Annotated in this window: 20 protein-coding genes; 7 read left to right on the top strand and 13 right to left on the bottom strand. The window is 70.3% G+C overall.

All coding sequences use genetic code 11. The features are described 5' to 3' along the window. Positions 1 to 3: 3 nt before the first annotated feature. Positions 4 to 822 carry an alpha/beta fold hydrolase gene (locus OU416_RS27090; protein ID WP_270929844.1) on the bottom strand — a complete coding sequence of 273 codons (819 nt, stop codon included), beginning with the start codon at positions 820 to 822 and terminating at the stop codon, positions 4 to 6. Positions 823 to 950: 128 nt separating this feature from the next. Between OU416_RS27090 and deoC the strand changes: the two genes are divergently transcribed. The 3 genes from deoC to OU416_RS27075 are packed head-to-tail and all read left to right on the top strand — an operon-like array spanning position 951 to position 4,208. Further along, a complete protein-coding gene (gene deoC / locus OU416_RS27085) occupies positions 951 to 1,904 on the top strand; it encodes a deoxyribose-phosphate aldolase (protein ID WP_270929843.1) in 954 nt (317 codons plus the stop codon). Continuing rightward, a complete protein-coding gene (locus tag OU416_RS27080) occupies positions 1,904 to 3,343 on the top strand; it encodes an aldehyde dehydrogenase family protein (protein WP_270929842.1) in 1,440 nt (479 codons plus the stop codon). The genes deoC and OU416_RS27080 overlap by 1 nt, the downstream gene beginning before the upstream one ends. Next, on the top strand, positions 3,336 to 4,208 hold the full coding sequence (locus tag OU416_RS27075) for an aldehyde dehydrogenase family protein (RefSeq protein WP_270929841.1): 873 nt from the start codon (positions 3,336 to 3,338) through the stop codon (positions 4,206 to 4,208). The genes OU416_RS27080 and OU416_RS27075 overlap by 8 nt, the downstream gene beginning before the upstream one ends. A gap of 69 nt (positions 4,209 to 4,277) precedes the next feature. Here the strand turns inward: OU416_RS27075 and OU416_RS27070 are convergent, their stop codons facing one another. Together OU416_RS27070 and OU416_RS27065 are read right to left on the bottom strand one after the other, a co-directional pair. Next, positions 4,278 to 4,895, bottom strand: coding sequence for an HAAS signaling domain-containing protein (locus OU416_RS27070; RefSeq protein WP_270929840.1), 618 nt, complete (start codon positions 4,893 to 4,895; stop codon positions 4,278 to 4,280). Further along, the gene (locus OU416_RS27065) at positions 4,895 to 5,248 is read right to left on the bottom strand and encodes a PadR family transcriptional regulator (RefSeq protein WP_093157256.1); all 354 of its coding nucleotides are present in this window, start codon (positions 5,246 to 5,248) and stop codon (positions 4,895 to 4,897) included. The genes OU416_RS27070 and OU416_RS27065 overlap by 1 nt, the downstream gene beginning before the upstream one ends. Before the next feature lie 140 nt (positions 5,249 to 5,388). Between OU416_RS27065 and OU416_RS27060 the strand changes: the two genes are divergently transcribed. Continuing rightward, positions 5,389 to 5,559: a hypothetical protein gene (locus tag OU416_RS27060; RefSeq protein WP_270929839.1), complete on the top strand. Its 171-nt coding sequence runs from the start codon at positions 5,389 to 5,391 to the stop codon at positions 5,557 to 5,559. Between the two features lies 1 nt (position 5,560). Here the strand turns inward: OU416_RS27060 and OU416_RS27055 are convergent, their stop codons facing one another. After that, on the bottom strand, positions 5,561 to 6,142 hold the full coding sequence (locus tag OU416_RS27055; protein ID WP_270929838.1) for an SMI1/KNR4 family protein: 582 nt from the start codon (positions 6,140 to 6,142) through the stop codon (positions 5,561 to 5,563). Positions 6,143 to 6,400: 258 nt separating this feature from the next. Here OU416_RS27055 and OU416_RS27050 point away from each other — a divergent pair, with 258 nt between their 5' ends. Next, complete coding sequence (locus tag OU416_RS27050; RefSeq protein WP_270929837.1) at positions 6,401 to 7,633, top strand: primosomal protein; 1,233 nt, start codon at positions 6,401 to 6,403, stop codon at positions 7,631 to 7,633. Positions 7,634 to 7,775: 142 nt separating this feature from the next. Here OU416_RS27050 and OU416_RS27045 read toward each other — a convergent pair whose 3' ends face one another. The 3 genes from OU416_RS27045 to OU416_RS27035 all read right to left on the bottom strand — a co-directional run bounded on the left by OU416_RS27045 (position 7,776) and on the right by OU416_RS27035 (position 10,522). Next, positions 7,776 to 8,378: an RNA polymerase sigma factor gene (locus tag OU416_RS27045; RefSeq protein ID WP_270929836.1), complete on the bottom strand. Its 603-nt coding sequence runs from the start codon at positions 8,376 to 8,378 to the stop codon at positions 7,776 to 7,778. A 168-nt stretch (positions 8,379 to 8,546) separates the two neighbouring features. After that, positions 8,547 to 9,272: an IclR family transcriptional regulator gene (locus OU416_RS27040; RefSeq protein ID WP_270929835.1), complete on the bottom strand. Its 726-nt coding sequence runs from the start codon at positions 9,270 to 9,272 to the stop codon at positions 8,547 to 8,549. A gap of 161 nt (positions 9,273 to 9,433) precedes the next feature. Continuing rightward, positions 9,434 to 10,522 (bottom strand): adenosine deaminase, encoded by a 1,089-nt coding sequence (locus OU416_RS27035; RefSeq protein WP_270929834.1) that lies wholly within the window; start codon positions 10,520 to 10,522, stop codon positions 9,434 to 9,436. A 323-nt stretch (positions 10,523 to 10,845) separates the two neighbouring features. Here OU416_RS27035 and OU416_RS27030 point away from each other — a divergent pair, with 323 nt between their 5' ends. After that, on the top strand, positions 10,846 to 12,039 hold the full coding sequence (locus OU416_RS27030; protein ID WP_270929833.1) for a hypothetical protein: 1,194 nt from the start codon (positions 10,846 to 10,848) through the stop codon (positions 12,037 to 12,039). A 288-nt stretch (positions 12,040 to 12,327) separates the two neighbouring features. Here the strand turns inward: OU416_RS27030 and OU416_RS27025 are convergent, their stop codons facing one another. Then, entirely contained in the window at positions 12,328 to 13,608 is a 1,281-nt protein-coding gene (locus OU416_RS27025; RefSeq protein ID WP_270929832.1) for a thymidine phosphorylase, read from the bottom strand. Between the two features lie 243 nt (positions 13,609 to 13,851). On the opposite strand from OU416_RS27025, the gene OU416_RS27020 reads away from it, so the two are divergent. After that, the gene (locus tag OU416_RS27020) at positions 13,852 to 14,442 is read left to right on the top strand and encodes a hypothetical protein (RefSeq protein WP_270929831.1); all 591 of its coding nucleotides are present in this window, start codon (positions 13,852 to 13,854) and stop codon (positions 14,440 to 14,442) included. Positions 14,443 to 14,564: 122 nt separating this feature from the next. Here the strand turns inward: OU416_RS27020 and OU416_RS27015 are convergent, their stop codons facing one another. From OU416_RS27015 to OU416_RS26995, 5 genes are all read right to left on the bottom strand, one after another. After that, complete coding sequence (locus OU416_RS27015) at positions 14,565 to 14,942, bottom strand: cytidine deaminase (RefSeq protein ID WP_270929830.1); 378 nt, start codon at positions 14,940 to 14,942, stop codon at positions 14,565 to 14,567. Next, positions 14,942 to 16,204: an ABC transporter permease gene (locus OU416_RS27010; RefSeq protein ID WP_372907263.1), complete on the bottom strand. Its 1,263-nt coding sequence runs from the start codon at positions 16,202 to 16,204 to the stop codon at positions 14,942 to 14,944. The genes OU416_RS27015 and OU416_RS27010 overlap by 1 nt, the downstream gene beginning before the upstream one ends. After that, positions 16,201 to 17,292 (bottom strand): ABC transporter permease, encoded by a 1,092-nt coding sequence (locus tag OU416_RS27005; RefSeq protein WP_270929829.1) that lies wholly within the window; start codon positions 17,290 to 17,292, stop codon positions 16,201 to 16,203. The genes OU416_RS27010 and OU416_RS27005 overlap by 4 nt, the downstream gene beginning before the upstream one ends. A gap of 157 nt (positions 17,293 to 17,449) precedes the next feature. Beyond that, positions 17,450 to 18,988 carry an ABC transporter ATP-binding protein gene (locus tag OU416_RS27000; protein WP_270929828.1) on the bottom strand — a complete coding sequence of 513 codons (1,539 nt, stop codon included), beginning with the start codon at positions 18,986 to 18,988 and terminating at the stop codon, positions 17,450 to 17,452. Positions 18,989 to 19,145: 157 nt separating this feature from the next. Beyond that, positions 19,146 to 20,309 carry a BMP family lipoprotein gene (locus OU416_RS26995; protein ID WP_270929827.1) on the bottom strand — a complete coding sequence of 388 codons (1,164 nt, stop codon included), beginning with the start codon at positions 20,307 to 20,309 and terminating at the stop codon, positions 19,146 to 19,148. Between the last annotated feature and the right edge of the window lie 21 nt (positions 20,310 to 20,330).

The following is a 20,330-nucleotide window of genomic DNA, read 5'->3' as shown; positions in this document are numbered from 1 at the left end:
GGCTCAGCGACCTGCGCGGTCGAGGGCCGCGATCTCGCGCACGGCGTCGGCGATGGCCCGGGAGTCCTTGCGCAGGATCGCACCGTGGTTGCTCGCGACCTTCGCGCTGATCTCGATGTTCGGGTTGCGGGCGGTCACCGCGCCGAGCGCCACGCGGAGCCGTTCCTGCTCGTCGCCCCTGCTCCCGAAGGACGTGCCCGAAGCGAGCACGTACCGCGCCGGGACGGTGATGCCGTCCAGCACCGGCCCCAGCGCGCGCTCGCGGGCCACCTGGCCGAGCTCGATGTTGGTCTCCGCCATCTGCTCGGCGGACATCCGCGGGGCCAGGCCCGTCGGGCGCGCCAGCGGCATGACCCAGCTCAGCCGCTTGAACAGCTTCCGGATCCGCTGCTCCATGGCCTCGTCCAGCCAGTCGTACGGCTGAGCACCGTCGACCATGACCGCGCCCAGTGCGCGGTCCGGGTTCCGGCTGGTCCAGTGCGCCGCGACGAACGCCCCGTAGGACCAGCCCACCACCAGGGGCCGCTCCACGCCCCTGGCCGCGAGCACGGCGTCGACGTCCCGGACGGCGGTCTCGAAGGAGTAGTCCGCCGATCGCTTCGACTTGCCCCTGGCCCGCTCGTCGTAGGTGATGTGCCGGAAGCCGGGGCCCAGCTCGGCGAGGACCCGCCGCCAGTAGCCCTGGGTGGCGAACTGGCCGTTGAGGTAGACCACCGGGACACCGCTACCGCCGCTGTCGGTGACCGCCAGCTCCGTGTCGTCCACCGGCACCACGCCGGTCCAGGTCGAGGTGGTCGTCCGGGCGCTGTTCTTCGTCGTCATGCCCCCCAACTCTGGGCGCCGCTCGTGACACCGCCCTGACGTGCCGCTGACGCGGTCGCTGACGCCGGAGCTGGCGTGATCGCTCCAGGCCCGGCGGTCCGGCGAGCCGGGCACCTAGACTCCCGGGCATGGCACAGTCGCCGAGTTCATCCGAGCTCTCCGATGCGGTCCGGGACGACCGGTCGCTCCGGCGGTTCCTGCACAGCCTGCCCGGCGTCGACCAGGTCGGGCTGGAGCAGCGGGCCGCGGGGCTCGCGACCCGGAGCATCAAGAAGGACGCCAAGCGCTGGGCGATCGACACCGCGATCTCGATGGTCGACCTGACCACGCTGGAGGGCGCCGACACCGAGGGCAAGGTCCGGGCGCTGTGCGCCAAGGCCCGCCGCCCCGACCCGGAACGGCCGGACACCCCACCGGTCGCCGCCGTCTGCGTGTACTCCGACCTCGCCGCCACCGCGGTGCAGGCGCTGGAGGGCACTGGCGTGCACGTCGCTTCGGTCGCCACCGCCTTCCCGTCCGGCCGCGCGGCGCGCGCGGTCAAGCTCGCCGACGTGGAGTACGCGGTGGCCGCCGGGGCCGACGAGATCGACATGGTGATCGACCGCGGCGCGTTCCTGGCCGGCCGCTACGGGCAGGTCTTCGACGAGATCCGGGCCGTCAAGGCGGCCTGCGGGGACGCGCACCTGAAGGTCATCCTGGAGACCGGCGAGCTGGCCACCTACGACAACGTGCGGCGCGCGTCCTGGCTCGGGCTGCTGGCGGGCGGTGACTTCATCAAGACCTCCACCGGCAAGGTCTCCCCGGCCGCGACCCTGCCCGTGACGCACCTGATGCTGCAGGCGGTCCGCGACTGGCGCGAGGCCACCGGCGAGCTGCGCGGCGTCAAACCGGCGGGCGGGATCCGCAACACCAAGGACGCGATCCGCTACCTGGTGGCCGTGCACGAGGTCGCCGGTCCGGAGTGGCTCACCCCGGAGCTGTTCCGCTTCGGCGCGTCCAGCCTGCTCAACGACCTGCTGATGCAGCGGCGCACCCAGCTCGACGGCCACTACAGCGGCCCCGACCACGTGGCGGTGGACTGATGACCGAAAGCCCATGGGAGTACGCACCCGCCCCGGAATCGCGGGACGTCGCGAACCTCAAGCCCAGCTACCGGATGTTCGTCGGCGGCGAGTTCACCGACGGCGGCGGCGAGCCGCTCAAGAGCGTCGACCCGGCCACCGGTGAGGTGCTCGCCGAGGTCTCCAGCGCCGACGAGTCCGATGTGGACACCGCGGTGCGGGCGGCGCGCAGCGCCTTCGACTCGACCTGGTCGGCGATGCCGGGCGCCGAGCGCGCGAAGTACCTGTTCCGCATCGCCCGGCTGATCCAGGAGCGCGGCCGCGAGCTCGCGGTGCTGGAGACGCTGGACAACGGCAAGCCGATCAAGGAATCGCGCGACGCCGACATCCCGACCGCCGCGGCGCACTTCTTCCACCACGCCGGGTGGGCCGACAAGCTCGGCCACGCCGGGTACGGCCCGGACCCGCGCCCGCTGGGCGTGGCCGGGCAGGTCATCCCGTGGAACTTCCCGCTGCTGATGCTGGCCTGGAAGATCGCCCCGGCGCTGGCCTGCGGCAACACCGTGGTGCTCAAGCCCGCCGAGACCACGCCGCTGAGCGCGCTGGTGTTCGCCGAGATCTGCCAGCAGGCCGGGCTGCCGCCGGGCGTGGTGAACATCCTGCCCGGCGCCGGTGACGTCGGTGCGGCGCTGGTCGACCACCCCGGTGTCGACAAGGTCGCCTTCACCGGCTCCACCGAGGTCGGCAAGCAGATCCAGCGCACCGTCGCCGGAACGGGCAAGAAGCTGACCCTGGAGCTGGGCGGCAAGGCCGCCAACATCGTCTTCGACGACGCGCCGCTGGACCAGGCCGTCGAGGGCATCGTCAACGGGATCTTCTTCAACCAGGGCCACGTCTGCTGCGCGGGTTCCCGGCTGCTGGTGCAGGAGTCGATCGCCGAGGAGCTGCTGGAGCGGCTGCGGGCGCGGGTCCGGACGCTGCGGGTCGGCGACCCGCTGGACAAGAACACCGACGTCGGCGCGATCAACTCCGCCGAGCAGCTGGCCAAGATCACCGAGCTGGCCGACAGCGGGGACGCCGAGGGCGCGCAGCGCTGGACCAGCCCGTGCCCGCTGCCGGAACGCGGGTTCTTCTTCGCCCCCACGGTGTTCTCCGGCGTGCAGCAGTCGATGCGGATCGCCCGCGAGGAGATCTTCGGCCCGGTGCTGTCGGTGCTGACCTTCCGCACCCCGGCCGAGGCCATCGCCAAGGCCAACAACACCCCGTACGGCCTGTCGGCCGGGATCTGGTCGGAGAAGGGCTCCCGGATCCTGTGGGCGGCGCAGCAGCTGCGGGCCGGCGTGGTGTGGGCCAACACCTTCAACCGCTTCGACCCGACCGCCCCGTTCGGCGGCTACCAGGAGTCCGGATTCGGCCGGGAGGGCGGCCGGGCCGGTTTGGAGGCGTACCTCGATGTCTGACACCCCGGAGCGGCTGGCCGTGGCCAAGACCTACAAGCTCTACATCGGCGGGTCGTTCCCGCGCTCGGAGTCCGGCCGGGTCTACCCGGTGCACGGCGCCGACGGCGGGTTCCTGGCCAACGCCGCGCACGCGTCCCGCAAGGACGTCCGCGACGCGGTCGCCGCAGCGCGCAAGGCGTTCGCCGGCTGGTCGGGCGCGACGGCCTACAACCGCGGCCAGGTGCTGTTCCGCGTCGCGGAGGTGATGGAGGGGCGGCGCGACCAGTTCGCCGCCGAGATCGCCGCCGCCGAGGGGCTTTCCACCGCGCAGGCGAACGCCGCGGTGGACACCGCGATCGACCGGATGGTCTGGTACGCGGGCTGGACGGACAAGATCTCGATGGTGCTCGGCGCGGCGAACCCGGTGGCCGGCCCGTACTTCTCGTTCAGCGTCCCGGAGCCCACCGGCGTGGTCGGCGTGCTCGCGCCGCAGGAGTCCGCGCTGCTCGGCCTGATCAGCGTGGTGGCGCCGGTGCTCGCGGCGGGCAACACCTGCGTGCTGGTGGCCAGCGCGGACAAGCCGCTGCCCGCGGTCACCTTCGCCGAGGTGCTGGCCACCTCCGACGTGCCGGGCGGCGTGGTCAACGTGCTCACCGGCCGGGCGGCCGAACTAGGCCCGTGGCTGGCCTCGCACGCCGACGTCAACGCGCTCGACCCCACCGGGGCCCCGGCGGACCTGCGCCCCGAACTGGCCCGCGCGGCGGCGGACACGGTGAAGCGGGTCCTGCCGGTGCGAGGTGAACCGGACTGGACCCGCGAGCCGGACCTCCAGCGCCTCCGCGCCTTCACCGAGGTCAAGACCGTCTGGCACCCCGTCGGCACCTGACGCGATCTCAAGGGAGGTCGAAGACACCTCCGGCGTGTCGGGTGCCCGACACGCCGGAGGTCTCCGCGCTCACCTGACCTTCGGGTACACCACCCGGCCCCGGCGGGTGGCACGCACCAGGAGCGTGATCGCACCCACGAGCAGCACTGAGCCGAGCACGATCGCGAGCCAGCTCGGCAGCTCGTACAGCGGTGTCACGTCGTCGAGCAACCGGCCGGACGCGAACTGCACCAGAATCCCCAGGGCGAACGCTGCCACCGCGGCACCTCCGTAGACCTTGTTCCCGCGCTGCGCGGTGTACGCCTTGAACATCAGCATCACGCCGACGACCATCAGCACCAGCAAGGACACCAGCGCGACGGTGTCCTTCATCGTGTAGGTGACCACGCCGGAGGGCTCGAACAGCGCTTCCAGCAGGAATTCCGAGCCGAACATGACCAGCGCCGCGGTGGCCAGCGCGCTGATCGCGACCTCCATCGTGGACCGCTTGCCGGTGCTGCTGTCCAGCTGCGCGGCGACCTGCACGGCGTACTCGCGGGGCTTGCCGAATGCCTCCACCGGGTCCTCCCCGGTCTCCCGCACGTGCGCCTCGACCTCGGCCAGCACCTCCCCCACGCGCTCACCGGAGATCTCGTGCATCCGCAGCGCGAGCAGCAACTCGTCGCGGTACTTCGCGTCCAACGTCATCAAGACTGCACCCCTCGTTCCACAACGGAGATCGAGTTCTTCGCGAACTCGACCCACTTCGGTCCCTGCTCGGCGAGCGCCGCGCGCCCCTCGTCGGTGAGCGCGAAGAACTTGCGCCCGGGACCGCCTTCCCCAGCCCGCCACTCGGCGCTCAGCAGCCCATCGGCCGCGAGCCGGTTGAGCAGCGGGTAGAGCGTCCCGGCCTTCATCCCCGGCAACCCGGCCTCGGCGAGCCGCTGCAGCAGCGTGTAGCCGTAGCCCTCGCCGCCCTCGGCCAGCAGGGCCAGCACGGCGAGGTCGAGCACGCCGCGCAGCCACTGCGCCTGCCGCCCCGAGATCGTCCTGTCCGCCATGCCAACAACGTAACACCAACTAGTAGGCGTCGCAAACTAGTGGGCAACGCCGAACCAGCACCCAACCGGGAAACCAGGCCTTGCGCTGTCATAACCGCAGCTCAACGAGGCCCCACCACCAGCGCACAGGAGGTTCAACCGTGTCGAAGCACCCCGAAGAAATGACCGACGCCGAGCTCGCCGACTTCCACTACGCCCACCGGGACGACCCCGAAATGGACGGAGAAGAGGTCGAGTTCACGATCACGCGCCCGCTCACGATCAACGGGTCACTCCGCTCACCCCTGGGCGATCGCACCGAGGCCGGGTGAGTCAGCGGATCTGCCAGTCGAGGCGGCCGTCCTCGGTGACCGTCGGGTAGCTGTGGCCCGCCGGGACCCCTTCGACGAGGGAGCGGCGGACGTCGGCGAGCATCGCCGCGACTCCCTTCCACTCCGGGCGGAGGACCTGCGACGCCTCCTGCTCCCACTCCAGGACGCAGCCGTGCAGCGGCCCCGGGCGCAGATCCACCACCAGCTCGTCGGCGAAGCCGTCACCGGCGATCGGGATCCAGGCCGGGTGGAAGCTCGAGCCCGGTGAACCGGCGTAGTAGTCGCAGGCCGGGCGCTCCCACTGCGCCGCCCAGTGCTTGCGGTGGTCGCGCCACGCCTGGCGCGCTTCGAGCGCGCTGTAGGGCGTGTAGAACGGCGGCAGGACGTCGGCGAGCACGTCCGCCCCGGTGCCGCCGCAGCACAGCCACAGCTCACGCAGCTCCGCGGGCAGCTCGACGGCGAACTCCGCCTCCAGCTCGGCCAGGTCCGGTGGTGGCACGGGCGGGCGCAAGGCCGCTGCGGTGACCGGTGCGTGCTCGGACAACCAGCGCACGATTTCGGACCACAGTTCCGCGACATCCATTCCGATCATGGTCACCGGGAAGGCTCCGGAGGGGTACCGCCAAAGGTGACCTCACCCCCGACCGGGGCCATCGCTGAGCCGAACAGAGCAACACCATTGGGACACGATCGCCATTCCGACGACTGATCGTTACGAATTGTTCCGTCGACCGTTGCACACCACGGGCTCGATACGGTGACAGCCGGACCGGGGAACACGCTGTGAACGGACAACCCGTAGGCTTCCGCGAGGTCTGGTTCGGTGACCGGAGGTAGAGAGATGGCGCAGGACATCGTCCCCATCGAGCTCGGGCTGCCGCAGGGCGACGTCGTCACCCTGTGGGCGCCGCGCTGGCGCGAGGACGGCGAGGAGTGGGAGGCGTTCCTCGGACACGAGGACGACCTCTACGCATTCCCCGACCCCGCTCACCTGGCGGCGTTCGTGCGCACCGCCCGGGAGCACGACCTCGACGACCACCCGGCGTGGCACGTGGTGCCCCAGCTCGCCGCCGAGGACCTGAGCCCGGACGAGGACCACCAGTACGACCTGGTCGGCGTTCCGGAGCTGGTGGCGGAGCCGCTGGACACCTGGACCGTCGGCGAGCTCGCCGACATCGTCGAGATCGCCCGCTCGCTCGCCGACGTCTGCGAGCTGGACGCGGTGCACGAGGTGCTGGACTCCGCCGACGGGTTCGCCCTGCTCGACCAGGGCACCTTCGCCTTCTCCGGCAAGGACGGGCAGCGCCGCTGGACCGAGCTGTGCAAGGTCGTCGTGGAGCGCTGGGACGAGGTGCTCGACGCCATCGACGCCGTGGTCACCACCCCCGACGTGCCCGCCGATGCGGTCGCCACCGCCGAAGCCGAGCTGGCCGAGGTGCTGGAGGCCGACGCGGAGGACGAGGACGCGGCGGGCACCGCCGAGGAGTCCGAGGTGGACGAGCTCGACGAGGCCGAGCTCGGCTTCTGGGGCGAAGTCGGCATCGACCCGATCCGCATCATCACCAGCACCGGCGAGCACTACTCGCTGCGCTGCTACCTCGACGACGACCCGGTCTTCCTGGGCAGCGACGGGAAGATCGACGTGTTCCCGAGCGCCCGCGCGCTGGCCCGGTTCGTCGCCGACGACGACGCGATCACCGGCACCGACCTGGAGCGGGTCTCGACCTGGGCGCAGGTGCGGGAGAAGGCGACCGCCGGCGAGCTCGACGTCGAGGTCGACGACGACAACACCTACGTGCTGACCGGCCTGGACGCCGACCTCGGCAGCGGACCGTCCGAAGTGGACCCGACGCAGCTGGACCTGGCCGAGGAGCTGCTGATGGACGCGGCGGCCTGGGCGGGCGACAACAGCGTGGAGAAGGCGCTCCAGCCGTCGGAGCGGCTCGGCTGGCTGGTCTCCTTCGTCCTGCGCCCCAGCCCGAACCGGCTGCCCCCGAGCGGACCGTTCGACGCCGAGGTCGAGGTCTGGCGCAAGCTCGTCGAATCCCTCGAAGAGCGCTTCCGCACCCATTAAGCGGTTCCAGGCTCGTTTTGGGTGGCGGTGCGGGTGGCGGCCCCCTGCGGGAGTTACAGCGCCCGCCTGGACTCCGGGTGCCCGGCCTGATGCATGACCAGACCGGTGTTGCCGCGCAAGACAGGTCTGGGAACCGCAGGAATCAGGCTGCGGCGAGGAGCTGGCCCGGGGCCGCGAGGCGGCGCTGGGCCGGTTCGCCGCGGCACACCTGGGTGTAGGCCTCGCGCAAGCCCTTTCGAGCCCGGTAGGTCAGCGCCGCCGCGCTGTTGCGGCTGATCCCGAAGCGCTTGCCCACCTCGGCCGGGGTCTGCTTCTCCACCTCCACGTACCAGAGCACGTGGCGCCAGCGCCGCGGCAGCCGGGAGAAGGCCTGCTTGATCAGGTTCCGCTCCAGCTCCGCCACCGCCGGGTCGACGAACGGCAGGGTTTCCTCCGGGTGCAGGCCGTCGAGCTCGGGGGCCAGGTGCACGCGGCGCTCGCGGCTGCTGGCCGCGGCCGCCAGGTTCCGGATGGTGGTGAGCAGGTAGGCGCGGAAGGCCGTGTCCGGTCCCGCCCCGCGCCGCAGGACGTCCAGGATGTTCGCGAAGGCCTCGGCGACCAGGTCGTCCACATCGGCCGGAGTCGGCGCGACCTGCTTGGCCATCGTCCGCGCAGCCGCGCGGTGCCGGGCGTACAGTTCGGCGAATGCCTCGGACGAGCCGATCCGGACCGCTTCGAGCAGTGCCCCGTCGTCGCCCGCGTACATGGTTCCCCTCAGCCTTTGCACCGGTGAGGGACGTCGCCGAGGGGTTGACGCCCCTCACCGAATACGCCCCCGCTGCGAAAGATGCTCGCGAAGTGCCCGGCCTCGAACAAGGTGGAATATTTCAGATAGTGATTGCGCGCAGGTGGGTTGAGCACCACCGCGCGAAGATCACCCAGCAGTGGGAAACTCGCCGGTCACCGCGATCTTCCTGGAGACCTCGCCGGCCGCCACGCGCAGCGGCGCTTCGTAGGAAGCCGCGGCGAGCTTGCGCGCCGGGAACGAAATCGCCAGCGTCATCGGCGAACCGGCGCCCAGGACCGGCGCCGCCAAGCACGCAGTGCCCAGCGAGTACTCCTCGGTGTCGGCGACCACCGGGTGCTCCGGGCTGTCGATCAGGTCGTGGATCCGGGTGATCGTGCGCGGGGTGAGGTCCGCGGGCGGGTAGCGGTCGAAGTGGTCCGCGCGTTCGGCCCGGCTCAGCCCGGACAGCAGGCACTTCCCGATCGCGGTGGCGTGCGCGGCCTGCTTGAAGTCGGCCCACGTGTCCACCCGCGGAATGCGCGGGCTGTCGACGATGTCGGTCACCACCACCTCGCCGTCGCTGTAGTGGGCCAGGTAGACCGCCGCGTTCAGGTCGTCGCGCAGCTGGGTCATCACCGAGCGGATCCGGCTGCGCAGGCCCTGGTCCTGCGCAGCCGAGTGCAGTCCGGCCACCTGCTCGCCGATGATGAACGCCCCGTCGTCGAGCTTTTCGAGATATCCCTCGTGCACCAGGGTGCGCAGCAGGTGGTAGGTGGTGGGCAGCGCGATGCCGGTCCGCCTGGACAGGTGCTTCGCGGTGGTGCCCGACGCCTGCTCGCTGACCGCTTCCAGCAACCGAAGAGCGCGCTGCACCGACGTGATCAGCGTTGGTTCGCCACCCCGTGCCACGGTTCCCTCCCGGGCTCTGCGCGGCGCCGCAGTTCTCGCGCCATACACGAATCGCGTTCAGGCCTGGCAGTATCCACCGACGACGACGCCCGCGCAGCCCCTTTCGGACGATGCGCGACGCCCGATCAGCCCAGCAGCGCCGCGTAGCCGGGCTTGATCACGTCGTTGATCAGCGCCAACCGCTCGTCGAAGCCGATGAACGACGACTTCATCGCGTTCACCGTGAACCACTGCATCTCCTCCCAGCCGTAGCCGAAGGCCTCGTGCAGCGCGGCGAACTCGCCGGACATCGAGCAGTGGCTCATCAACCGGTTGTCGGTGTTCACCGTGACCCGGAAGCGCAGCTTCGCCAGCAGTCCGATGGGGTGCTCGGCCATCGACGCGGCCGCCCCCGTCTGCAGGTTCGACGACGGGCACATCTCCAGCGGGATCCGCCGGTCCCGCACGTAGGACGCCAGCCGGCCCAGGTGCACCGACCCGTCCTCGTCGACCTTGATGTCGTCGACGATGCGGACGCCGTGCCCGAGCCGTTCCGCACCGCAGTGCTGGATGGCCTCCCAGATCGACGGGAGCCCGAAGGCCTCACCGGCGTGAATGGTGAAATGCGCGTTCTGCTGGCGCAGGTATTCGAACGCGTCCAGGTTTCGGGTGGGCGGGAATCCGGCTTCCGGACCAGCGATGTCGAAGCCGACGACTTCCGCGTCCCGGTACCGGACGGCGAGCTCGGCGATTTCCAGCGAGCGCGCGTTCTGCCGCATCGCGCACAGCAAGGTACCGATTCGGATACGTTTCCCGGCGGCCGCGGCGCGCTGCTCGCCCGCCCGGAATCCGTCCTGGACCGCCTGCACGATCTGGTCCAGGGTGAGCCCGCCCTCCTGGAACAGCTCCGGGGCGTAGCGGACCTCGGCGTACACCACGCCGTCCTCGGCCAGGTCCTCGGCGCACTCGGCCGCGACGCGGGCCAGGGCCTCCTCCGTCTGCATCACCGCCACGGTGTGCGCGAAGGTCTCCAGGTACCGCTCCAGCGATCCGGAATCCGCCGCCGCTTCGAACCAGTTGCCCAGCTCAACGGGGTCTTCGTGGGGGAGTTCGGAGTACCCGGCAGCCTGCGCCAGATCGATCACGGTCTGCGGCCGCAGCCCACCGTCGAGGTGGTCGTGCAGCAGCACCTTGGGCGCCTGCCGGATGGTGTTCAGGTTCACCGGAGTCGACATGCATCCACGTTACAGGGGGCGAGTATCGGGTTCACTGTCAGCTACCAGCGAAAACCTGGTCACAACTTCGAGAACTCCGGGTTTCCGGAGTTCGGCAAGCCGGACGACCGTCACGCAAAACTCACCCGGATGGACCCAATTACAACGCTTAACGCAATCGGCGGCGAGTCGACTGGACTTCTTGGCCGAATAATGCTGCTCCGAATGGAGTCAACTCCCGGGAAGTGGTGACGCAATGTATCGGGGGGTGCCTGGGAACACGAGAAGTGAATGGCTAGGCTCGGTGAGTCCTCACCTCCCCTCGACGAAGGACGCCCCTAGCCGTGACCGAGAACATGTCGTTCGACCGCATGCGGAACATGCTCACGCGTGCGGCTGAGATCCGCGAGAGCGAACAACAGCAGATCTTCGACGCCCTGGACGAGATCCACGCCCGGCTCTCGCCGCTGGAGTCCCTGGGCTCCGTGCGCAAGCGCCTGTCCGAGCTGCCGGACCGCACCGAAGTCAGCGTGCTGGCCGAACGACTCGACGAAGCCCTGGCCAAGCTCGAAGCGCACGACGGCGCGCTGCTCGAGCTGAAGGGCTCGGTCGACGGCCTGGTGGACAAGCTGGCCAAACCGTTCGCCCAGCTCGACGGCCGACTCGACGGGGTCTCCGGGCGGATGGACGGCGTGGTCGGCCGGATGGACGGCCTGGAGGACAAGCTCGGCCACATCCACAAGCGCCTGGACGAGCTGGGGCTGCACCTGGACAAGCAGGACGGCCGGCTGGAGTCGCTGCCCGCGACCGTGCACGGCCCGGTGCGCGAGCGCATCGACTCCCTGGAGACCAGCCTGCGCGGCCGCTTCGCCGAGATCGACGAGGGCGTGCACGAGCACCTCGACGGCACCCGCGAGGCCCTGCAGCGCGCGGTCGCCGAGTCCACCGGCAGCGCGCAGAACGTGCTCGCCGACGCCGTCTCCGGCACCCGCGACCAGCTGGACGCCAAGCTCGACCAGCTCGCGGCCCGCCCCGCGGTGGACCCGACCGACAAGCTGGACAAGCTGGCCGACCGCCTGGAGCACCTCACCAACCGGCTGGGCGAGGTCTCCTCCCGCCTGGACCAGGTCGAGGACAACGTCAACACCCGGATCGACACCGTCGAACAGGGCTTCACCAACCGCCTCGACACCGTCGAAGAGGGCGTCAAGACCGGTCTCGGCGACCTCGGCGGCACGCTGTCGAAGAACCTCACGCAGCTGTCGGGCACGCTCTCGTCGCGCCCGGACAGCGACGCGCTGAACGCCCTGGTGCGCGAGGCCAACGAGGAGAGCGAGCGGCGCCACGCCGGGCAGCTCGACGAGGCCATGGCGACCTTCGCCGAGCTGATCCTCGGCGGCAGCGCGCCCTCGGCCCCGCCGCCGCCCACCACGCTGCCCCGCCAGCAGCGCCGCGGCCGCTCGAAGAGCGCCAAGCGCGACACCACCGACAAGGCGATCACCGACGGCGAAGACGACTTCACCGCCGAAAGCGCCTGACCAGCGGTTTCCAGGCTCGCCCTGCTTAGCGATGCGGGTAGCGGAACCTCAGCGCCCGCCTGGCTCCGGGATCCCGTTCTCATGTATGTCCAAATACACGACGAACGGGCTGTCCTCGCCAGGCGAACGCTGAGAACCCGCGGCGGTGCAAGCGCCGTAGGTGGGTTATGCGCCTGCGGCGCATGCGACCCGCGCAGCGCGGTGCCGGTCAGGCTTCGCGGCCGCGGTTTGACTGATGAACGTGGCTCCGTCGCGGCGACCACGAACAGTCCTCCGGGCCGCCCCTCGTCAGCTCGCGACCACCCGGTCCAGGATCAGCGGCGTCGACCTCCGGTCGGCGCCGCTGATCTCGTATGCGCCCCGCAGCGCTTCACGAGCTCCCGCAACGGTTTCCGGCCGGTCGGTGTGCAGCTCCAGCAGCGGCTGCCCCGCGGTCACGGTGTCGCCCGGCTTGGCCAGGCACAGGACGCCTGCGGCGTGGTCGACGTCGTCCTCCTTGCGGGCTCTGCCAGCGCCCAGTCGCCAGGCCGCGATGCCGACGGCGAACGCGTCGAGCCCGGTCAGCACTCCGCTCTGCGGCGCGGTGAGCACGTCGATGTGCCGCGCCCGCGGCAGTTCCGCCGCCGGATCACCGCCCTGCGCCTCGATCATCCGGCGCCACGAGTCGTACGCCCGGCCGTCCGCCAGCGCATCTGCCGGGTCCACATCGGACAGACCAGCGTGGTCGAGCATCTCGCGGGCCAGAGCCAGCGTCAGCTCCACGACGTCCGGCGGGCCACCGCCGCGCAGCACGTCGACCGCTTCGGCGACCTCCAGCGCGTTGCCGACGGCCCGGCCCAGCGGCACGGACATGTCGGTGATGAGCGCGCTGGTGCGCAGACCGCTGGCGCTGCCGATCTCCACCAGCGCGGTGGCCAGTTCCCGCGCCTGGTCGAGATCCTTCATGAACGCGCCGGAGCCGCACTTGACGTCCAGCACCAGCGATTGCACGCCTTCGGCGATCTTCTTGCTCATGATCGAGCTGGCGATCAGCGGGATCGACTCGACGGTGCCCGTCACGTCGCGCAGGGCGTAGAGCTTCCGGTCGGCAGGCGCCAGTCCTTCCGTCGCCGCGCACACCACCGCCCCGACCTCGTCGAGCTGCGCGCGCACCTCCGCCACCGAGAGCTGCGCCCGCCAGCCGGGAATGGACTCCAGCTTGTCCAAAGTCCCGCCGGTGTGCCCCAATCCGCGCCCGGACAGCTGCGGCACGGCGGCACCGCACGCGGCCACCAACGGCGTCAGCGGCAAGGTGATCTTGTCCCCGACACCACCGGTGGAGTGCTTGTCCACAGTGGGCCGTCGAACCGAACCGAGCGCTAACACCTCGCCGGAGGCGACCATCGCCGCGGTCCACCGCGCGGTCTCCTCCGGTGTCATGCCGCGCAGCAGCACGGCCATCGCCAACGCAGCCATCTGCTCGTCCGCCACCTGCCCGCGCGTGTAGGCGTCGACGACCCAGTCGATCTGCTCATCGCTGAGCCGACCGCCGTCCCGCTTCACCCGGATCACGTCGACCGCAGAATGCATGCCAGCCTCCTCAGCCCGTCGGAATCCTCTCGTATATATAGAGAACCGAACCCTCCGAACAGATACACCGCAAACGGGTGAAGTCTGCAAAAGTTCCGGCCCGGCCGAAGCGATCGAAGTCGCTGCTGCCACGCGAAGCGGCCCGAAACCCCAGTTGAAACATCACTTTCAGGCGTTCACCGCACGCAGAGCAGAGTGCCCGCTGAACTCCCGCAGTCGGCCCCAACCGCTAGGCTGCGCGAGATGTTCTCCACCGAGGCAGGCAGACAAGCATTTGCCGACGAGTCGTTTCGCGAAGCTGCACTCGGTGGCTACTACATCATCGCGACCGTGATCTTCGAGAACGCGACACATCACGAGGTCAGAGCAGCGATGCACGAGCTTCGTGGTAGTCGTAAGACGAAGAAATTGCACTGGCATGAAATGACCGCCCAGGAGAAGCACAACGCAGCCAAGACCGTGGCCGATCTGGATGGTTTTCACATCGTCACAGTCGGGTCTCCGGTGCCCGCACGCCGCCAAGAGCGCGCCCGCGCCCTTTGCCTTACCGGACTCGTCCACGAGCTCTACAGCTACGAGGTCAGCCACCTGCTGATGGAGAGTCGTACACCGAGCCTGAACGAACGTGATGTGACGACCGTGCGCGCTGCTCGACACCAACTCCCTGCTGGTGCCGTCTTTCACGTCGAACATGTTCCCGGGAAGAGTGACGCGCTGTTCTGGGCCGCTGACATCATCGCCGGTGCAGTGCGATCAAGTCGTGAAGGACTCAACGACTACCGTGATCTGCTAGCCAAGCGACTGTACGAGATCGAATTAGCGATCGAGTGCTGACTCCAGAAATGCGCAACGGCAGGGTCCCGGTCTGCCCCGGGTGCACCTGCCGCTACGACTCGCTCGACACCCACGGTGCCGAACTCTCGGGGCCAACCATACACGGCGTCTGCAAAGTTCGCCTACAGCTCGAAGGCGTCGGGGAGGACTTCAGTCATGGGGAGGACACCCCGGGGTGTGTCGACGAGGCAGTCCGGGCCGCCGAGTTCTTGGAGGATCTGGCGGCAGCGACCGCAGGGCATCAAGAGGTCTCCCGCGCCGCTCCGGCAGGCCACCGCGACGAAGCGGCCTCCGCCGGTCAGGCGAAGCTGGCCTGCCATCGTGCACTCGGCGCACAGGGTGATGCCGTAGGAGGCGTTCTCCACGTTGCAGCCGGTCACGATGCGGCCGTCGTCGCACAACGCCGCCGCGCCGACCTGCAGGCCGGAGTACGGGCAGTACGCCAGAGCGGCGGCCTCCACCGCCGCCGCGCGCAGCGCTTCCCAGTCCACTGCGGTCACTAATCGACTCCCCTGCGGTATTGCAGGCCGTTGGCCGCGGGTGGTCGCAGTCGTTGCGATGCCACGCCCAAGACCACCAGCGTCACCAGGTGCGGCGTGTAGGCCGTGAGCTCCGTGGGCAGCTCGTCGGTGTACCAGTACACCGCGTACATCGCCGCCGCCGCGACCAGCGAGAGACCGGCGGCGAACCAGCTGCGTCGCCACACCTGCACCGCCGCGACCACCACGAGCAGCAGCGTCGCACCGTAGAACAGCGCGTGCACGCTGGTCCCGCCGCTGCGCAGCTGGAGGCCGTCGGAGTAGCCGAACAGCGCCGCGCCGCCGAGCAGGCCGCCGGGCCGCCAGTTGCCGAAGATCATCGCGGCCAGGCCGATGTAGCCGCGGTTGTTGGTCTGCCCCTCCAGGTAGCCCGCCTGGCCCGGGTTGAGGATCAGCGCCGCGCCACCGATCCCGGCCAGCGCCCCGGAGACGATCACCGCGAGGTACTTGTACCGGTAGACGTTGACCCCGAGCGACTCCGCCGCGACCGGGTTCTCCCCGCAGGACCGCAGCCGCAGCCCGAACGGCGAGCGCCACAGCACCAGGTAGCTGACCGGCACCAGCAGGTAGGCCAGCATGGTCAGCGGCGATACCGCGGTGACCAGGCCGCCGAGGATGCCCGCCACGTCGGAGATGCCCACCCGCTGCATGTCCTCCAGCTGTTGCAGCCAGCTGCCCAGCGGTTCCGCCGAGTAGGTGTCGAACTTCGGCACCGCCGGCGATTCCCGCGGGTTGCGCGAGATCGGTTCGAACACCAGCGTCGAGAGGTACTTCGCGATGCCCGCGCCCAGCAGGTTGATCGCCACGCCGGACACGATGTGGTTGACCCCGAAGGTCACCGTGGCGATCGCGTGCACCAGGCCGCCCAGCGCGCCGAACACGGCCGCCGCGACCAGCCCGGCGACGGGTCCCCACTGGTAGCCGGCCCAGGCGCCGCCCCAGGTGCCGAGGATCATCATGCCTTCCAGGCCGATGTTGATGATCCCGGCGCGTTCGGCCCACAGCCCGCCCAGCGCGGCCAGCAGGATCGGGATGCCCAGCCGCACCGCGGACTGGATGGTTCCCGAGGAGGTCAGCTGCGGCACGCCGGTCTGGTAGGAGGCGATCGACACCGCCACGAACGCGACCACCACCCACAGCAGGACGCGCGCCCAGCCCGGCATCCGCCGCCCGGCGGACTGCTGCGGAACCTTCGTCGGTTCGCTGGTCACCGTGGTCGTCACGAGCGGTCACCTCCGGTTGCGGCGGCGGCCGGTGCTTCAGTGCCCAGCGCCCGCCCGACGCGCCGCTGCTCGGCGGCCAGCTCGCGACGGCGCACCAGTTCGTAGGCGACCACCACGGAGAGCACGATGGTGCCCTGCAGGATGGTCACGATCTCCTTCGGCACCCCGATGTTGTCCAGCGTCAGCGAGCTCTTGTCCAGGAAGGACCACAGCAGCGCGCCGAAGGCGATGCCGATCGGGTGGTTGCGGCCGAGCAGCGCGATGGCCAGCCCCGCGAAGCCGTAGCCGGTCGGGAAGTTGATGGTGAAGGTGTGGTCGCGGCTCAGGATCTCCGGCAGCCCGGCCACCCCGGCGATGGCGCCGGAGATCAGCATCGCCGACATGATCATCTTCTTGGAGTCGACGCCACCGGCCAGCGCGGCGGTCGGCGAGAGCCCCGAGGCGCGCAGCTGGAAGCCGTAGCGGGTGCGGTCGACGAGCACCGCGTACCCGACGCCGACGGCCACCGACAGCAGCACCAGCCCGAACATCGTCCCGGCCCCGCCCAGCGGGATCCCCGGCACCTGGCCGCTCGGCGCGATGGGCACGGTGCCCTGCGTGTTGCCGCGCATCTCGCCGAAGGTGGCCACCAGGAAGGCGATCAGCCCGATGGACAGGGTGTTGAGCATGATCGTGGAGATCACCTCGGACACCCCGCGGTAGACCTTCAGCACCGCGGCGATCCCGCACCACAGCGCGCCGGTGACCGCACCGATCACCACGATCAGGGCCGCGTGCAGCCCGAACGGCAGGCTGACCGCGCCGCCGACGATCGCCGCCACGCAGGCGCCCAGCCGGTACTGGCCCTCGATGCCGATGTTGAGCAGGTTCATCTGGAACCCGATCGCGGCGGCGATGGCGACCAGGTAGTAGGCACCCGCGGTGTTGACGATGTTCACCGCGGTCATGCCGCGCCCGACCTGGGCGATCATCTCCAGCAGCGTGGCGATCGGGTTCGCCCCGGAGATCAGCAGCACCGCGCTGCACAGCACGACCGAGAAGACGATCGCCAAAGCCGCAGGCAGCAGGCGTACTCGCCAGTTGTTCATGCGACCTCACCGTCCTGGGCGACTGCCCCGCCTCTCCGCGATTCACAGAGGTGGTCCCGTCCGGGAGCGATCTCACGTTCTGCGGTTTCTTGTGGCCGGGTTGCGTCACGTTCCCCTGAGGTGCGGTTGCGCAGGCCTCGGGTTGACACAGGGCTGCTCATGCGACCTCACCGTCCTGGGCGCCGGTCATGGCCGCGCCGAGTTCCTCCGCGGTCACCGAGCGCGGGTCCGCCTCGGCGACCAGCCGGCCTCGGAGCATCACCCGGATGGTGTCGGACAGGCCGATCAGCTCGTCCAGGTCGGCGGAGATCAGCAGCACCGCCAGGCCCTCGGCGCGGGCGGCGCGCAGGTGGTCCCAGATGCCCGCCTGCGCTCCGACGTCCACACCGCGCGTCGGGTGCGCCGCGATCAGCAGCACCGGATCGCCGGAGAGCTCGCGGCCCACCACGAACTTCTGCTGGTTCCCGCCGGAGAGCGCGGACGCGTCGGTGTCGATGCCGGGCGTGCGCACGTCGAACTGCTCGACGATGCGCGTCGCGTCGGCCTTCGCGCCCTGCCGGTCCAGCCACCTGCCGCGGGCGACCGGGCGGCGGGTCTGGTGACCGAGGATGCGGTTGTACCAGAGCGGTTCGTCGAGCAGCAGGCCCTGCCGGTGCCGGTCCTCGGGCACGTAACCGATGCCGGCCTCCCGGCGGGCCAGCGTGGGCAGCCCGGTCAGGTCGCGCTCGCCGAGGCCGATCCGGCCCGCGTCGAGCGGGCGCATGCCCATGATCGCCTCGACCAGCTCGGTCTGGCCGTTGCCCTCCACCCCGGCGATGCCGACGACCTCACCGGCGCGCACCACCAGGTCGACGTCGGAGAGCACCACGCGGTCCTGCTCCGATGCGGACAGTCCGGACAGGACGAGCACCTGGCGGTCGGTCACCGTGGACTCGCCGCGCTCGGGGACCGGGAGCTCGCTGCCGACCATCATCTCGGCCAGCTTCTGGTTGGTGACCTCGTCGGTGGGCACGGTGCCGACGGTGGTGCCGCGCCGCAGCACCGTGATCGTGTCGGCGATCGCGCGCACCTCGTCGAGCTTGTGCGAGATGAACAGGAACGTGAAGCCCTGCTCGCGCATGGTGCGCAGCGTGGTGAACAGCTCGTCGACCTCCTGCGGCACGAGCACCGCGGTGGGCTCGTCGAGGATGATGATCCGGGCGCCGCGGTAGAGCACCTTGAGGATCTCCACGCGCTGCCGGTCGGCCACGCCGAGCCGTTCGACCAGCACGTCCGGGCGCACCTCGAAGCCCGCCTTCGCGGCCAGCTCCAGCACCGCGCGGCGGGCCTTGGCGCCGATGCCGTGCACGCCCTCCGCGCCGAGCACGATGTTCTCCAGCACGGTCAGGTTGTCGGCCAGCATGAAGTGCTGGTGCACCATGCCGATCCCGGCCCGGATCGCCTCGGCCGGGGTGCGCAGCCGCACCTCCGCGCCGCGCACCCGGATCGTGCCGGAGTCCGGGGCCTGCATGCCGTAGAGGATCTTCATCAGCGTCGACTTGCCCGCGCCGTTCTCGCCGCACAGCGCGTGCACCTCGCCCGCGCGCACCGACAGGTTCACGTCGGAGTTGGCGACCACGCCGGGGAAGGTCTTGGTGATGCCGGTCAGCTCGACGGCCGGTGGATCGCCGGATCCCGGCTCGGTGGCGGTGTTCATGGTGCTCCAGGTGACGTCGTCTCGCGGCAGCGAAGCGGACGGACGCTCAACAATGGACGGATTCGGTCCGGTTGGGACGGTCTTGGCGCGAAACCGCCAACCGCCCCGGGCGGAACGCGCAGGGCACCCCGCGGACGGGGTGCCCTGCGCCGGGACGTCACGGCTTGTCGGAGACCTTGATGTCACCGTTGGCGATGGCGGCCTTGTAGGCGTCCACCACCGGCTTCAGGTCGTCGACCATCCCGCCGGAGGTGGAGTAGCCGACGCCGTCGATGGCCAGGTCGAACTTCTTCGGCAGCGAGCCCAGGTCGTCGCGGGCGACCGCCGAGATGTAGTCGTAGACCGCCAGGTCGACGCGCTTGAGCATGGACGAGATGATCACGTCCTTGTACTCGGCCACGGTCGGCTGGTTGTACTGGTCGGAGTCCACGCCGATCGCCTTCGCGCCGACCTGCTTCACCGCGGAGAACACGCCCTTGCCGGACGCGCCCGCCGCGTGGTAGACGACGTCCGCACCGGACTCCAGCTGCCCGGTCGCGACCTCGGCGCCCTTGTTCGGGTCCTGGAAGCCGCTGAAGTCACCGGCCGGCGTCAGGTACTTGCTGTCGATCTCGATCTCCGGCGCGGCGGCCTTGGCGCCCGCCTCGAACCCGGCCTGGAACTTCTGGATCAGCGGCGTCTCCACGCCGCCGACGAAGCCGACCTGGCAGTTCTTCGACCGGTGCGCGGCGATCACGCCGACCAGGAACGAGCCCTGCTCCTCGGCGAAGACCAGCGAGGTGACGTTGGGCAGGCCGTCGACCTGCTCGTCGATGATCGCGAACTTGGTGCCGGGGAACTCCGGCGCGACGACCTTCACCGAGTCGGCGTAGGCGTAGCCGACGGCGATCACCGGGTTGTAGCCCTCGCGCGCCAGCTGCCGCAGACGGGTCTGCTTGGCGTCCTCGGGCTCGCCCGCGCCCGCGTCGAGCTCCTTGACGTCGGAGAAGCCCATCTCCGCCTTGGCCCGGTCCAGCCCGGCCACCGAGGCGTCGTTGAAGGAGGCGTCGCCGCGCCCGCCGATGTCGAAGGCCAGCCCGACCCGCATCTGCTGGGCGTCCGGCGGGGCCTGCGGCTGGGTGGGCTGCACTGGGGGCGCCGCCGCGGCGGGCGGGGTGCTGAGCTGGCAGCCCTGGCCCTCGGCGTTGTTGGCGGTGCCCCCGCCGCCTCCGTCCTTCGCGCAGCCGGCCAGCACCAGCGAGCCGGTGAGCAGCACGGCCACCGCGATGCCCGTTCGTGAACCTCCGGCACCCGAGCGCCTCCAGATCGGCGTCCGCCGCATGCCGTTCCCCTTTCCTGTCGG

It is taken from the genome of Saccharopolyspora indica, assembly GCF_027853965.1.
In the GTDB taxonomy this organism is placed as follows: domain Bacteria; phylum Actinomycetota; class Actinomycetes; order Mycobacteriales; family Pseudonocardiaceae; genus Saccharopolyspora; species Saccharopolyspora indica.
The sequence above is the reverse complement of the archived record's forward strand: the minus strand, read 5'-3'. Positions and strand labels throughout refer to the sequence as shown.

What these genes read in the sequence shown, in the direction of transcription:
- OU416_RS27090 (WP_270929844.1), bottom strand. Translation starts at nt 822, where the DNA reads ATGACGACGAAGAACAGCGCCCGGACGACCACCTCGACCTGGACCGGC.
- deoC (WP_270929843.1), top strand. Translation starts at nt 951, where the DNA reads ATGGCACAGTCGCCGAGTTCATCCGAGCTCTCCGATGCGGTCCGGGAC.
- OU416_RS27080 (WP_270929842.1), top strand. Translation starts at nt 1,904, where the DNA reads ATGACCGAAAGCCCATGGGAGTACGCACCCGCCCCGGAATCGCGGGAC.
- OU416_RS27075 (WP_270929841.1), top strand. Translation starts at nt 3,336, where the DNA reads ATGTCTGACACCCCGGAGCGGCTGGCCGTGGCCAAGACCTACAAGCTC.
- OU416_RS27070 (WP_270929840.1), bottom strand. Translation starts at nt 4,895, where the DNA reads ATGACGTTGGACGCGAAGTACCGCGACGAGTTGCTGCTCGCGCTGCGG.
- OU416_RS27065 (WP_093157256.1), bottom strand. Translation starts at nt 5,248, where the DNA reads ATGGCGGACAGGACGATCTCGGGGCGGCAGGCGCAGTGGCTGCGCGGC.
- OU416_RS27055 (WP_270929838.1), bottom strand. Translation starts at nt 6,142, where the DNA reads ATGGATGTCGCGGAACTGTGGTCCGAAATCGTGCGCTGGTTGTCCGAG.
- OU416_RS27050 (WP_270929837.1), top strand. Translation starts at nt 6,401, where the DNA reads ATGGCGCAGGACATCGTCCCCATCGAGCTCGGGCTGCCGCAGGGCGAC.
- OU416_RS27045 (WP_270929836.1), bottom strand. Translation starts at nt 8,378, where the DNA reads ATGTACGCGGGCGACGACGGGGCACTGCTCGAAGCGGTCCGGATCGGC.
- OU416_RS27035 (WP_270929834.1), bottom strand. Translation starts at nt 10,522, where the DNA reads ATGTCGACTCCGGTGAACCTGAACACCATCCGGCAGGCGCCCAAGGTG.
- OU416_RS27025 (WP_270929832.1), bottom strand. Translation starts at nt 13,608, where the DNA reads ATGCATTCTGCGGTCGACGTGATCCGGGTGAAGCGGGACGGCGGTCGG.
- OU416_RS27020 (WP_270929831.1), top strand. Translation starts at nt 13,852, where the DNA reads ATGTTCTCCACCGAGGCAGGCAGACAAGCATTTGCCGACGAGTCGTTT.
- OU416_RS27005 (WP_270929829.1), bottom strand. Translation starts at nt 17,292, where the DNA reads ATGAACAACTGGCGAGTACGCCTGCTGCCTGCGGCTTTGGCGATCGTC.
- OU416_RS27000 (WP_270929828.1), bottom strand. Translation starts at nt 18,988, where the DNA reads ATGAACACCGCCACCGAGCCGGGATCCGGCGATCCACCGGCCGTCGAG.
- OU416_RS26995 (WP_270929827.1), bottom strand. Translation starts at nt 20,309, where the DNA reads ATGCGGCGGACGCCGATCTGGAGGCGCTCGGGTGCCGGAGGTTCACGA.